Here is a 14,880-nt window from a genome sequence, read left to right on the forward strand (position 1 = left end):
CAAGTGTAACAATAATCAATGTTTTTTTGAAGCAAAATGAATTAATTTACTTATTTTTTTACAAAAAAAGGAGCGCTTCGTGAAAAGCACTCTTTTTTATCGCATCAATTTACTTTACATTTTTTTAGCAAAAATTGATGTTAATACAGGATGATTGCTTTTTGTTGCAAACATTCCAGTTGGAAGCACTAAACATAACGCCATAAACAGTGCAACGACTCCATATAAAAAAGTAAATGTTGGAGACAAGTTTAGCGTAGTGTTCATCGGTGATGCTGAATCCCCCATCATGCTGTAATAGGCTGAAAACATTGAAGAAATTGAATTCAATACACTAGCATACACTGTGACCATAAGCGTGCCGTATAAAGCGTAATATAAAATATACACGACTAAAATCGTCTTACTTTTTAGTCCTGTATCACGAAATCTTCGTACACTTAACGCCAAAGCAGGTACGATTAATGCAAGCGAAAATAAAATCACTAGTAAAACCATAAATAGATTTGGTGTTGGTTCACCGTAGTATCCTGGACTCATTGTAAATGAAGTCAAAATCCCTAAAATCAAATAAACAATTGCAATTGCTAAAATTACCCACCAGTACCCCGCACGTGTGGTTGTTCCTGAAAAATCAAAATACCCTTTACAAAAATCTTTTACTGCTTGACCGAATGAAACTTTGCCCTTTTGCTCAATCTTTTTCATGTTTCTTCCTCCTTTCGCTTTGAAACTAGTGTAACATACATACGCATTTTCTGAAAAAATCCATTCTTAGACTACTGTGAGTGTGTACTCAGATTTACTGATTATACTGAGCTAGAATCGTTTGCAGTGTTTCTTGCGCTGCAGCATCTTCTGAAATTTTGAATGGAACTTGTGTTGTTGGCCAGTAATTAAAGTCACCTTGATCGCTCGTTTCGTAAAACCCATCTGAAAACGAGCCGCTACTTTGAAATTCGTACACGACACCGTTGCTACCTAATAAATACTTTACAATTGGTTTATCAAGATTCGCAACTTGAGAAAATCCTGCAGCAAAACTTGGTTGATTTTTAGGATCATTGAGCTCATTGGAATACCCTACTGCTCCATTTTTAGAAGTATAAAACACAACACCACCCAACGCTTCTCCAATATACGCATCTGGGCTCACATTGATATTAGGATCCTGACGTTGGACTAATAGACGTTGACCATTGTCTACAACGGCGTACCAATCGCCTAAACCACTTGCTCCGTGATCAAAATAGGCATCATTTAATGCCATGCCTCCAATGGCTGCGCGATTTTCTGCCCAATCGCTAAAAGCTGTAGCGATCGCTTGCTTTTCGTCGTTGGTATATTGACGTTTTGCGCTCGCTTCACTTGATGGACTGACCGTTTCTTCTGTCGCTTGATTAACTGTAGATGATTGTGTTGACGAACTTGTAGCTTTGGTTGTCGAAGATATTGTTCGACTTGTTGAAGTCGAGGTTGTTGAAACAGTCGTTTGACTTGTTTCTTTCGTATTAGTAGAACCAATTGTTGACTCTTCATTTTTTTGACATCCAGCCAGTAGAGAAGTAGTTAATAGACAAGAAAATATAAGTGCTCGATTGCGTTTCATATTCATCCACTCCGTTTTTTAGTAGTTGATCGTACTTAATACCTTTATTCTAACATAAAAAAAAATACCACTCCTTATTCAAAAGGACCGGTATTTTCAAACTAAATGTTCAAAAGAAAAAGAAGCTTTAGCTATTTTTTAAGTGGTTCATTTCAATAATTGATCTAGGTTGGCCATCATTTTAAGTAAAGTTTGTTGTGTCTCTTCTTGTTCAGCTAACGAGATATCTTGCACGATGATCGGAAAAATTTCTTGTTCGATCTTCGTTGCTAACAACTGATAGATTTCGCTACCTTGAGCAGTGATTTTGATAATTTTATGTCTTTTATCTTCTAGTTTGGGGACCATTTCGATCAATTCTAATTTTTCCATTTTCTTAAGTAGTACGTTGATCGTTGATTTCGATTTATCTTCAAATTCGGCTAGATTTTTAGCATATACTTCACCTGGATAATGTGAAATCGTCAATAATAATTTAAAATGAGCAAATTCGAAATCGTATCCCATATCACGGATCAAATGATTGATCACTTTTTTTTGTTTACTTGTGATCATCATAATCAAACGACTTAACTCAGCAGCTTTTTCGTACATCTCCTCACTCCTTTTACACCCTAACTATATCATATCTCTAGTCAAAATGAAGTGCTTCGATCGGATCAAGTTTCGCCGCTTTTGCTGCTGGAAAATATCCGGCAAGTATGCTCACGACAATCGATACACCTAGGCCAACAAGAATATAAAGTATCGAAATATCGATCAAATTTACTTGTACCATTTGTTGAGAAGCCATGTTGACGAACAATCCTAACACACTCGCCACAATACTACCGATCAAGCCACTAAATAAACCCACACCGGCAGCTTCACTAATAAACATTCGGCGAATATCTTTTTTACGTGCACCGATCGCACGTAAAACACCGATTTCTTTCGTTCGTTCCACGACACTGATATACATCACGACTAAAATCATGATCGAAGAAACTAAAAGTGAAATACTAGCTAAACCTACCAAAATCGCAGTCGCTAAAGACAAGTATTGATTGATTTGATCGATTGCACCTTCCATTGCTGAACCCTTATACCCCATTTTTTTGATTTCATCAGCAATTTGAGGTGCTACTTGTTCATCTTTAGCTCGTAATACTACAGCAGTTGGATGGTAGTCGACCCCATTTTTACTAAAAATCTTACTTAACTCCGCGTCGCTAACTAATCCAATGGCGATACTATTTAGAATCGTTGAATTTGGCTTGGCGATCCCACTGATCCGCAAATCCTGTTTAAAGACTTGATCTCCTACAGCTAGCGACAACGAAACTTTCTTACCAATCAAATTTTCGCTTTTTTGATTCTCTCCAACAAGTGAAGAAGCTGTTTTTTCTGTAATCAACAATTCTCCATCTTGAGGCATTTTCCCAGCAACAAGCGTTTTTGCCTGACTCAAATCAGAAGTCACCATCATCAACGGAACCTGTTTATCTCCTAATTTAAGTAGAGAATTTCCTTGCAGCGTCGAATTCGTAGTATATGTTTCAACTCCTGCTATCGAACTTAACTGTTTGATTTCAGATGAGGTAAATTGAAATTGAGCTTGATTGACATTCTCGGCACCAGGACCAAATGACACACCTTTTGTCGCTGAAATATTCAGTGTATCTGTGTTCCCCACCAACTCGTTATACAAGTATCCTTTGATCCCACTACTTAATCCAAGCACGATAATGACACTAAATATCCCGATCGATCCGCCTAAAGCGACCAATAGATTTCGTTTCTTATTGCGTAACAGATTTTTAAACGCAAAACGCCATGCTGCAATCAACGAAAACTGACTAGATCGCTTCTCTTTTTTGATAAATTTAGTCTGTATCTCGTGTGTAGAACGATCCTCTATGATCCGCCCATCATCGATCCGGATAATTCGATCACACGCCTTGGCTACCCGATCAGAATGGGTAATCAATATGACCAATTTCCCTTCGGCAGCAATCGTTTTTAACAGTTCCATAATTTCAGCTGAAGTCTGTTTATCTAATGCGCCTGTAGGTTCGTCAGCTAAAATAATATCTGGATCATTCGCTAAACTGCGGGCAATCGCTACTCGTTGCTTTTGCCCACCGGATAATTGACTGATTTTTTTTGAGACATGATCACCTAATTTTACTTTTTCTAGTAACGATAGTGCACGCTGACGTTTTTCTTCTTTATTGGTTCCACTCAGATCTAAAGCCAACTCGACATTTTCCAATACCGTTAAGTTCGGGATCAAATTAAATGACTGGAATACAAATCCTAAACGATTTTTACGGTATTCATCTAGATCAAGGTCACGAATATTTTGGTTTTCGATCAAGATCTCGCCATCATAGTTAGTATCCATCCCTCCTAACATATTCATCAAAGTACTTTTCCCACTGCCACTTTCTCCAACGATCGCGATCATACCTGAAGTGGTGATCGTCAAGTTCAAGTGCTCAAAAATCGTCTGTTTCTGTTGCTTATCTAAAGTATAGCTTTTACTTAAATTTTTGATCTCAATAATCGACATCTCTATTCTCCTTTTAAATTAGTTTTATATAGAACTAATTATATTCAAAGAAAGTCCGTTGTCAATATAGTTTTATATAGAACTATTATTTTTCTATTCGATATAACAAAAAAGTGCTTTTCTATTTTAATAGAAAAACACTTTTTGCTTTAAATAAATAAATTGAGATTTGCTTGCTCGCTATCTCCTAGATATGTTGCAACACCACCATATTCGACAAAGTCAAATAACTCTTCACGTTCGATTCCCATAATATCCATGCTCATCGTACAGGCAATAAATTTTACGCCTAATTGTTGGGCTTTTTCTAACATCTCAGGTAATGGATCGACATTTTTTTGTTTCATGACGGATTGGATCATTTTTGAACCTAAACCACCCATATTCATTTTTGAAATCGGCAGCTGTTTTGCGCCATTGGGTAACATCAAGTCAAATAATTTGGCCATCCCCTGTTTTTTCACGCTTTGTTTTTTCAAGATACTCAAGCCCCAAAAAGTAAAGAAGATCGTCACTGGTTTTCCCATTGCCGCAGCACCTGTAGCGATGATCATCGACGCTAAAGCTTTATCCATATCACCACTAAAAACGACCATCGTCGCGCCATTTGCGGTTTCTTGTAAAACAGCTTCTTTGGCTTGAACACCTTCAGGTAAGTGTTGTCCTTTTACAAGTGAGGCAACGACTTTTTTACCTTTTATCTCATTAGTCACAACAGTATTTCCTGTCGTTTTCGCCCAAGCTTCGATATCTGCACTAAAGCCAAAATCACTAGCCGAAACGATCATTTTTTGCCCTGGAGACATGTGATCCATCTGTTCTTTTACTTTTAAGATCGGTCCTGGACATTGCAAGCCACACGCATCGACTTCGATCGTTGCAACTGATGGTTCTGACAAACTTACACTCGTAGTATTTAGCTTATTCTGCTTTGTTTTAAAAGGTTTATTTTTGATAGTATAGCTGGCTAATTTATATGTTTTGTAGCCTCCATCTAGATTCTTCACGTGATAGCCTGCTTGTGATAAAACTCGTGCGGCGTTATACCCACGTAATCCGACTTGGCAAAGAACATAGATCGTTTGATCTTTTGGAATCTCGGATAGGCGATCGCGTAATTGATTTAACGGAATCATTACACTTCCATCGATTTTTCCAGTTGCCAATTCAAATTCTTCTCGTACATCTAAAAAGTAAGCGCCACGTGCTTTTAATGCATCGACTTCATGCCATTGGAACGTCTCGACTGTTTCGTGCATCAAATTATCTGCGATATAGCCAAACATATTCACCGGGTCTTTAGCACTTGAATAAGGTGATGCATAGGCGACTTCAATGCTTGCTAACTCGTCGGCTTTCGCGCCAAAACGCATCGCCGTTGCAATCACATCGATCCGTTTATCCACACCATCTGTCCCAACAGCTTGAGCACCTAAAATCGTCCCATCGGTTGCGACTAATAATTTCATATGCATCGGACTAGCTCCTGGATAATATCCAGCATGTGAATTCGGATGGATATGGATCGCTTGGTACGCTATTTTTTTATTCTTTAAGATCCGTTCACTATTTCCGGTCGAAGCGGCAGTCAATTCAAAGACTTTGGCTGCCGAAGTTCCTTGTGTTCCACGATATTCGATTGCAAGACCATTGATCACATCAGCAACTAAACGACCTTGTCGATTCGCAGGCCAAGCAAGTGGAATATGCGTTGGACTTTGATCGATGGCATCTTTGACTTCGATCGCATCCCCAATCGCATAAATATCTTGTTGACTGGTTTCAAAATTCTCGTTGACTTTGATAGCGCCTTTTACTCCTAATTCTAAATCACAGGTTTGGGCTAATGTCGTTTCAGGGAGGACACCAATCGAGAGAATCGTTAAATCGGACTGGAGAGTAGTTCTACTAGCTAATATGATTTCATTTCCTGCATCTTGAAAAGAAGTGACACCATCATTTAAATATAAGGATACCCCATGGAGGTTTAATTGAGCATGTAGTTGTTGGGCCATTTCTTGATCTAAAGTCGGCATTACCTGCGGAGACATCTCGACCAATTGCACATCTAGTCCCAGTTCATGCAAGTTTTCGACCATCTCTAAGCCGATAAATCCACCACCAATTACCGTAGCGACTTGCACATGATGCTGTTTTATATACGCTTTGATTTGATCCATATCAGGAATATTCCGTAAGGTAAAGACATTTTTGGCTTCATTCAACCCAGTGATCGGAGGTTTGATGGCTTTTGCTCCAGGAGATAAAATCAATTTATCATAGGATTCTTGATACGTTTCTTGTGTCTGATGATTCAACACAGTGATTGCTTTTTTTTCAGGATCGATCGAAATAACTTCTGAAGAAATCCGGATATCTAAACCATATTGACTTTGCATTCCTTCAACTGTTTGTAACAATAGATCATCACGTTCTTTGATCACATTTCCTACATGATACGGCAATCCACAGTTAGCAAACGAGATATACTCGCCTTTTTCAAATAAAATAATTTCATCTTGTTCATTCAAACGACGTAAACGTGTAGCTGCAGTTGCACCACCTGCGACACCACCTACGATCAAGATTTTTTTGGGCATATTTCTTCTCCTTTAAGATAAAAGTTTCTCTCAATATACCTTAAAGGGTATTTTTAGTCAATAAACTATTACGCTTGTTTAAATTATTTTTCATATCTTTTAAAACTAAAATCTAAAAAAAGGGCGGTTACATAAGTTTCTAACTACTACTTAAAAAGGTTCTACAAAAATTCATTTTGAATTTTTGTAGAACCTTTTTTTACTATAAGAGAATGTCCTGAGTTGAATTTGTTTCGATCATATGTTTCATAGTCTAAAAAAGCAGTCAGTTCTGCTTGTAGGAGTGAATCAATCGCTCGTTCTAAATAATCCCGAAATAATTCATCTAGATCACTCTTTTGGGAAACATCGATGGCTGTCGATGTTTCTTTTTTATGTAGTTTAGTAAAAATCGCATCGAAAAGAAAAATTCTCCTTTTCGATGCGATTTCTTTAGTAACTTATGTCACAAGCAACTTTCATCTTATTCCTCTTTGTAAGTCAGCTTGATGTAAGCAGATAATATCAGTGGTAAACTAATAAATAAAATCAGTAAACCTACGATAACAGTAATCGAGACTTGGATTAAGGTCATAATACCAGAAGGAATCAATGCAGCAAAAGTTCCGCTTAGAATAATAATCGCCGATAAGACTACCGTACCGATTGCTGCGGCCGCTTTTTTGATTGCATTTACTGGAATAGGATTTCGCTCTAAACGTTCTTCTTGGTAACGCATGATAAAGAAGATACTATAGTCGACTCCTAATGATACTAGCATGATAAAACTGAAAAATGGAGTATTCCAAGTTAGAGTCGATGCGCCAAAGAATAGTTTAGAAATCCAAACCGTTACTTCTAGTGAACCCATATAAGCTAGAATCAGGGTCAGTATGATCATAACAGGCTGCATGATAGATTTTGTGACTAGTATGAGCATAATCAAAATACCAGTTAACATGATTACTGCTACTCTTGTGAAGTCAGTTTGAGATAGTTCTTTAAGATCAGCTGTTTGCGACGTCTGTCCACCCAAAGCAATAGTTGTATTGTCTAGTGAAGCCTGTTTTAAATAAACACTCACATCGTTTTGAATTTCATCTAGAGTTTGAACTGCCTTACTACTATTAGGATCATCTTTTAAAATAATCGTCCATTGTGCCACTTCACGATTTTTTGATAAGAAGTTGTCGTAAGATTGAGTTAATTCTTTAGAATCTAGTTGATCTTTGGGAATAAAGAATGTATTCCCTACATAAGATTCACCGACTTCTTTTGTGTATGATTGAATCTTAGTCAATCCACTAATAATCTCATCACTTCCAGAAACCATTGATTGTAAACTTTCTTTTAACGTTGCTGTTTGCGTAGCCGTCTGCTGCAACTGTGCATCAACTTGTTCTACACCCGCTGCAGTCTGATTAGTTGCCTGTGTCAATTCATTAGATGCAGCTGTCAATTGAGCACCAGCTTGATTTAGTGAAGACAAAGAATTAGAGAGCAATGTCATCTGTTGTGTCAGTTGCGATAGACTCTCCTGGAATACCGCTGTATCAGGATTTTGAATAGCCATTTGGTCAATCGTAGCATTTAATTGACTCATTTTTTGCGCTAATTGGGCTTGATTTTCATCAACTTGATTAACACTAGCCGCATATTGCGCTAAGTTTTCAGAGAAAGTAGATGAAGATTGTGCAAGTGTTTGACTCCCTGTCGCAAGTTGATTGACCCCTGATAAATCAGTGGTTGAACTATCGAGTTGCTCTATAATCTGATTCAAACCAGATTTTATCTTATTCATTCCTTCAATTGACTGTTCCAAGCCAGTTGTCGTATCCGATAATTGTTGCGATAGATACAGTGCATTGATTTTTTCTCCTAATGGTTGTGTAACAGACAATACTTGTTTAACACCAGTATTTTTTTTGATAAGTTCAGTTACTCCGTCTAAAGTAGCGAGATTTTCTTGGGTTACTAAAGAATTATCTATCTGAAGGTATAATGTTGTTGGAGCTGACATTCCCTTTGAAAACTCTTCTTGAATCAAAACATATCCTTTTTTGATTGGATTAGAATCTGCAATTTCATCTGAAGTATCGTAGTTTAAAGTTTGCTGTGTATTAGCATATAAGACACCCCCGAAAATACCGAGTATGGCTAAAATTAAAATCGGTCGTAAAGTTGCAAAGTAAGAGAGTTTTTGCCAAATCTTATTTTCTTTTTCAGCCGATAAAGTACGGATAGGCCAAAACATTTTTTGACCTAAAGTCAGCATAAAAAACATATTTAACGTCAAAAGTACAGGTATCAAAACGGCGATACCGATTGCGACTCCTACTGCCGATTGATAAAAAGAAAATTTTGCAAAACTCAACACTGCAAAACCAATCAATACCGACACGCCACTATACACAATGGTTTTTCCAGCAAAACGTTGAGCTTTTTTAGCTGCAGCTTGGTGTGTTTGCGGCTTAGCCAATTCCTCTTTAAATTTGTCATATAATAAAATATTGTAATCTGTTCCGATCCCAAATAGCACAACGACTAAAAAAACTTGTGTAAAATCAGAGATTGGAAAATTTATGTATTTTGCAAGATTCATGACGATGTTTAATGCAATGATAAATGATAACGCCACTGTACTTAACGAAAGTAGTGGTACAATCGGTGAGCGGAACAACAAAATCAAGACGACTAAAATAAAGATCGTGGCGATCCATTCCGTTTTTTTGATCCCTGTTTCGGTCGTATGCGAAAATTCATTAGTTAATAACTGGCTACCGGTCACATAGGTGTCAAATGCCTTATCATTCATCGCTTGACGAATCGCTTTGGCATCTTCATCAAGTGTTTCTTTATTATTTAACGTAATCAATACAAGCTCGGTTTGCTTATTTTTTGAAATCAGTTGAGTTGAACTATCTGGATTTGTTTCCACACTTCGAATCGCTTGAATATGATAATCTTCTTTTTTATTTTCTAGTTGTTGCAGTTTTTGCTTAACGATTTTTTGAGTAGTATCTGACAATAAGTTTTGATGATGCATGACTAAAATAATCGTTTCATCGGTCGTACTATTCCCAAATTTTTCACCTAGCGTTTTTGCTACTTCGCTTTGCATTGAACTAGGTAAGGTCACTTGACCTTGCTCTTGTACGAGTTTAGAAGTATTTGGCATCGTAAAAAGCGCAACACCAAATAAAACGAGCCAAAGAATCAGCGACCACCGATAATTTCCTCCTATTTTTTTTAACATACTAAATCCCCCTTTTATTTATCGAACACTTGTTGAATAAAATTTGTATGTTCACTATAATAAAAAGAAACGAAACTTCCAATGTGCAATCAAAAGACAATTGTACAAAATCGAACATCCCACAAATAATTGTACAAAAAAGGAGATCTAAATGGACCGACGTGTCATTAAAACAAAACAAGCAATTAGAACAGCTTTTTTAGACTTACTCGCCGATAAACCGATTGCTAAGATTACCGTTTCCGAAATTACGAAACGTGCAAATATTGGTCGAGGGACATTTTATTTTCATTACACCGATGTATACGATCTTTATGAACAAACGATCAACGATACGATCGCTGACTTGATTTCATTTTTCGACGTTGAGTATCCTTACGCACAACATGAAAGTTTCGACTACTTATTTAAAGATTTACTCGCTTATATCGCCAAAGAACGATATATTTTTCTGATCTATATTCAACATGGAATGGACAACCAAGTTCTCAATAAAGTCAAAGAAGTCTTTAAAGAAAAAATTCTTCACGAAGAAAAAATTGCCCCAGATAATATCCAAGAACAAATTGAAGTCTTATATACGATTCATGGTGTGATGGGAATTTTAGTCGATTGGTTGACCGGTAAATTAGAGGTTACCGAAAGCGAATTATCAGATAGTATCAGTACACTGTTAAAAAAAATGGAGAAATAAACCTATAAAAAAATCAGACCAATCGAGAAAGATTGGTCTTGTTTTTTTATCTATCCTTATAAAGCGATCATCATTTCAATTGTTCGTAACACTCCGTTATCGTCATTTGACTTCGTCACAAAAGCTGCCTTTTCTTTAACTTCTTCAAAAGCATTTTGAACTGCGAAACTATACGTTGCTTGTTCAAATAATTCCATATCATTATACCCATCGCCAAATGCCATTGTTTCATTTTTGTTCACACCTAGTAGTTGTTGCAACTCATTGACTGTTGTTCCCTTATGGATATTTAGATTTGTAATATCGATCCAAGCGGCTTCTGAAGCGACGATAAACGCTCGGTCCTCAAATGCTTGCAGTTGCTTGACGTTTTCAAAACAACGTTTAAATGAATCAAAGACTGTGATCTTAACAAAATCCTCTGAGATCGTCGCCAATGAATCCAACTCTTTGACTACGGCATAGGATCCCCGAACGACTTGTTTGATCTCAGCTGGAGTGTCCGCATGAATAAAAGCTGCTGTCGGTGTACAAGCAATAATCGTATGGTCTGAAGCGATCTCTTCTAATTTTTCAATGATTTGAAGGCCGGTTTTATTTGGTAATAAAGACTCGTAAATGTATTGCCCATTACGTTTGATACGAGTTGCACTGTCACCTAGAATCCAGATATCTTTTAAAAATTCTGGACCAAGTAACTCCTCTACCCGTTCGCATTGTTTCCCTGTACACGCTGCAAAAGCAATATTTTTTCGCTTCATTTCTTTAAAAACGCTCTCAAAATAAGTTTTATCAAATGTATGCTGGCTATTTAAAAATGTACCATCTAGATCTGTAATAATTAATTTGATCATCTTATCCACTCCAATAGGTTTATTTTGTATCGAATTAACTAAGAAAAAAGACTTCTTAAAGTACATTTATAATATACTTCATTTATACACAAAATACTATTATTTTACGATTTCTTAAATACCCTTTATAAAATAAATTGAAAGCGGTATACTGGAAAGAACTAAGAAGGGAGAATTTTATGCACATCGATCATATTGCGCTATATGTTAACGATTTAGAAAACATGAAACACTTCTACGAAACTTATTTTGATGTTGTAAGTAACGAAAAATACCAAAATCCTAAAACGTTATTTGAATCTTATTTTTTAACCTTCAAGACGGGCAGTCGCATCGAATTGACGACGAAGAAATTTTTGACCCCACGTGCTGCGGAAAGCTTTGGCTATACTCATATGGCACTAGCTGTCGGCACTCGCCAACAAGTCGATAAATTGGTCAAACGACTAAATGAAGACGGTTACCCGTTATTAAATGGGCCACGGGTTACGGGGGACGGCTATTACGAAGCGGTCATTCAAGATCCTGAAGGCAATCTACTCGAACTGATGGCAGATAAATAAAGGAGAAAACATAATGACAAAAGACTTTGATTACGAACAAATGCTACATGGCGAATTATATCTCGCTTCTGGTATCCAACCTGAAAACAAATCGATCCACGGACAAAAAATCATGCAACAAATCAATCAAGAACCACTTGAAAATATCGACAAAATCCATGAGTTAGAACGAGAACTTTTCGGACAGGTTGGAGACCATTTCCATGTTACTCCACCTTTTTATGTCGATTATGGTCGTCATATCACACTAGGCAACCATTTTTATGCAAATATGGATTGTATCTTTTTAGATGTCAATCGCATTACTTTTGGCAATAATGTGATGGTCGGACCACGAGTTGGCTTTTATACAGCTGGGCATCCTACCGATCCTGAAATTCGAAATACACAATTGGAATTTGGCTTACCGATCACCGTCGAAGACAATGTATGGGTCGGTGCGAATGCCACGATTCTGCCTGGAGTGACGATCGGTGAAGGAGCGATCGTGGCCGCTGGTGCTGTGGTGACAAAGGATGTCTCAAGTCGTACGATCGTTGGAGGAAATCCCGCTCGCGTTATCCGCAAACTCTCTGAACAAGATACAACAAAATGGACCGAATTAAAAGCACAGTACGAAGCGAAAAAATCAACTCACTAAAAAACGAACCTACTTGACACTTAGTTATAGTGTCAAGTAGGTTCGTTTCGGTAATACCCTTCTTCTGGTGTGACGAGCCACAACAAACCGATCTTTAAAGACAAGGCAAATTGCTCTTCGATAAAGATCTCTGCTGTATTGATCTGTTTATCCAAGATAGCAGAATTGTAAATAGCTGCTTCAAGCTCTGATTTTTTGATAGCATCCGCAGAAATAATAAAGCGATCAGGAGCGATTATGGCATTGTACATTTCCAAGATCTCGACTAAATGCTGTTTTAAAGCTGATGTTGATTCCGTTACGTTTTGACTGATCAAATTAGGTAAATATTTGGCTTCACCAGCTAGATGGTGCCGTCCTTCAATCAAATGTCCCTGAGCAAAAAGCGTGATCCCTGGCATACTACGATCCGGATAGAAAATCCCAACGACCGTTTGCTCACGCTCTACGTGATGAAGCAAAGACGAACCTATCGTAACCAGATGCGCATCGTTTTGGATAAACGTCGGTAAGTGAAAACGATCCTCCACTTGCGTTTCGAGTTCCCAATCATTGAATTTATTGTACCAACTCGACACGATTTTCTTCTGATACACTTTTCCAGGAAACGAGATCCCGATTTTTTTGATTGGATATTCTTCAATTTGAGCTAAAAATTGTTCGATAAGTTCTAAAAAGTAGTCTATTGTAAACGTCGTAAATAAACAGGTTTCCTCAAAAAATATCTCGCCAGCAAGATTTACAACATTGGCTCGTAATGCTAATTTCTTTTCATTTTCTTGCGTAACTTCTTCCACACTGATCAATAAAAAATACGCATGATGGTAATTAAAATGATAGATATTAGAAGGTCGCCCCAGATTTGGTTTGATTTTATCGCCTTCAATGATGATATTTTCTGCTACTAATTGTTTGATCAACGAATTAATGGTAACGATACTAATATTTGTCTGTTCCGCTACTTCACTTTTTAACGCTGACTGATGGGTGAAAAAATAGTGTTTCACAGCATTTAGATTTTGTTCGCGAATAATGTTGATTTCTTTTTTCATAGCTTGGTATCCTTTCTAATCGATCGGAGATACATAATCGATTTACTCAGCTATATTGACTTTACAAGGCAATATTAAAAAAAGCAATTGCTTATAAAGTTTATTTTAGAATATAGACTCTATTTATTGTTCTAAAATAAAAAAGGAATAACTCTAGATAGGATACATAAAATATTTCAAATTTTTATAAATAATACTATAAATAAAAAATACTTTTGAATAATACTCGTAAATAGTATTATCAAAAGTATTTTTCTCTATTTTTTATTTAAGGTTGTTTGCCGATATACGCTAAGATCCCACCATCAACATATAATACGTGTCCATTTACAAAATCTGAAGCACCCGATGCTAGAAAAACAGCAGGTCCAGCTAGATCTTGCGGTGTCCCCCAGCGTGCAGCAGGTGTACGACCAATAATAAATTGATCAAATGGATGTGCTTCGCCATTTTCTTGAACTTCACGTAATGGAGCAGTTTGAGGTGTTGCGATATATCCAGGACCGATCCCGTTACATTGGATATTGAATTGGCCATATTCGGAGGCGATATTACGTGTCAACATTTTCAAGCCACCTTTAGCTGCGGCATAGGCACTGACCGTTTCGCGACCTAGTTCACTCATCATCGAACAAATATTGATGATTTTTCCACCACCATTTTCGATCATATCTGGGATGACTGCTTTGGCTAAAATAAATGGTGCTGTCAAGTCGACATCGACGACTTGACGAAACTCTTCCACGTCCATCTCGATCATCGGAACGCGTTTGATGATACCTGCATTATTGACTAAAATATCGATCGGTCCAACGTCAAGTCGGATCTGGGCGATCATCTTTTTGACCGCTTCTTCATCGGTTACATCACAGACATATCCCGATACTTCGACACCTAATTCTTCAAAATTACGGATCGCTTTTTCGACTGATTCTTGCGAAAGATTATTAAAGACGATCTTAGCGCCTGCTTCATGTAAAGCGAGCGCGATCTCAAAACCGATACCATGAACCGCGCCGGTGACTAAAGCGACTTTTCCATCTAGACGAAACTGATTCATCTCAAATTCCATACACTCA

The 14,880-nt window shown here is 37.3% G+C and carries 12 protein-coding genes and 1 pseudogene; 3 read left to right on the forward strand and 10 right to left on the reverse strand.

The window, feature by feature from the left end; genetic code table 11:
* Positions 1-114: 114 nt before the first annotated feature.
* From I573_RS02740 to I573_RS02765, 7 genes and pseudogenes are all read right to left on the reverse strand, one after another.
* On the reverse strand, positions 115-708 hold the full coding sequence (locus I573_RS02740; protein WP_016185050.1) for a DUF805 domain-containing protein: 594 nt from the start codon (positions 706-708) through the stop codon (positions 115-117).
* A gap of 94 nt (positions 709-802) precedes the next feature.
* Positions 803-1,609 (reverse strand): hypothetical protein, encoded by an 807-nt coding sequence (locus I573_RS02745; protein ID WP_016185051.1) that lies wholly within the window; start codon positions 1,607-1,609, stop codon positions 803-805.
* Positions 1,610-1,756: 147 nt separating this feature from the next.
* Positions 1,757-2,203, reverse strand: coding sequence for a MarR family winged helix-turn-helix transcriptional regulator (locus I573_RS02750; protein WP_016185052.1), 447 nt, complete (start codon positions 2,201-2,203; stop codon positions 1,757-1,759).
* Positions 2,204-2,240: 37 nt separating this feature from the next.
* Positions 2,241-4,163 (reverse strand): ABC transporter ATP-binding protein/permease, encoded by a 1,923-nt coding sequence (locus tag I573_RS02755; RefSeq protein WP_016185053.1) that lies wholly within the window; start codon positions 4,161-4,163, stop codon positions 2,241-2,243.
* A 149-nt stretch (positions 4,164-4,312) separates the two neighbouring features.
* Complete coding sequence (locus I573_RS02760; protein WP_016185054.1) at positions 4,313-6,763, reverse strand: CoA-disulfide reductase; 2,451 nt, start codon at positions 6,761-6,763, stop codon at positions 4,313-4,315.
* Positions 6,764-6,972: 209 nt separating this feature from the next.
* Positions 6,973-7,155, reverse strand: a pseudogene (locus tag I573_RS11440) (transposase); the annotation flags it as partial.
* 71 nt (positions 7,156-7,226) lie between these two features.
* Positions 7,227-9,998 (reverse strand): MMPL family transporter, encoded by a 2,772-nt coding sequence (locus tag I573_RS02765; RefSeq protein WP_016185055.1) that lies wholly within the window; start codon positions 9,996-9,998, stop codon positions 7,227-7,229.
* A 151-nt stretch (positions 9,999-10,149) separates the two neighbouring features.
* Here I573_RS02765 and I573_RS02770 point away from each other — a divergent pair, with 151 nt between their 5' ends.
* Entirely contained in the window at positions 10,150-10,692 is a 543-nt protein-coding gene (locus tag I573_RS02770; protein ID WP_016185056.1) for a TetR/AcrR family transcriptional regulator, read from the forward strand.
* Positions 10,693-10,748: 56 nt separating this feature from the next.
* Here I573_RS02770 and I573_RS02775 read toward each other — a convergent pair whose 3' ends face one another.
* Positions 10,749-11,546, reverse strand: coding sequence for a Cof-type HAD-IIB family hydrolase (locus I573_RS02775; RefSeq protein ID WP_016185057.1), 798 nt, complete (start codon positions 11,544-11,546; stop codon positions 10,749-10,751).
* A gap of 179 nt (positions 11,547-11,725) precedes the next feature.
* Between I573_RS02775 and I573_RS02780 the strand changes: the two genes are divergently transcribed.
* A complete protein-coding gene (locus I573_RS02780; RefSeq protein ID WP_016185058.1) occupies positions 11,726-12,109 on the forward strand; it encodes a VOC family protein in 384 nt (127 codons plus the stop codon).
* Between the two features lie 13 nt (positions 12,110-12,122).
* Entirely contained in the window at positions 12,123-12,749 is a 627-nt protein-coding gene (locus tag I573_RS02785) for a sugar O-acetyltransferase (protein ID WP_016185059.1), read from the forward strand.
* Between the two features lie 32 nt (positions 12,750-12,781).
* On the opposite strand, the gene I573_RS02790 is transcribed toward I573_RS02785, so the two are convergent.
* Both I573_RS02790 and I573_RS02795 read right to left on the reverse strand, forming a co-directional pair.
* The gene (locus tag I573_RS02790; RefSeq protein ID WP_016185060.1) at positions 12,782-13,801 is read right to left on the reverse strand and encodes an ROK family protein; all 1,020 of its coding nucleotides are present in this window, start codon (positions 13,799-13,801) and stop codon (positions 12,782-12,784) included.
* A 268-nt stretch (positions 13,802-14,069) separates the two neighbouring features.
* Entirely contained in the window at positions 14,070-14,873 is an 804-nt protein-coding gene (locus I573_RS02795) for a gluconate 5-dehydrogenase (protein ID WP_016185061.1), read from the reverse strand.
* Positions 14,874-14,880: the final 7 nt, after the last annotated feature.

Origin of the sequence: Enterococcus sulfureus ATCC 49903, from assembly GCF_000407605.1 — a bacterium.
GTDB lineage: Bacteria > Bacillota > Bacilli > Lactobacillales > Enterococcaceae > Enterococcus_G > Enterococcus_G sulfureus.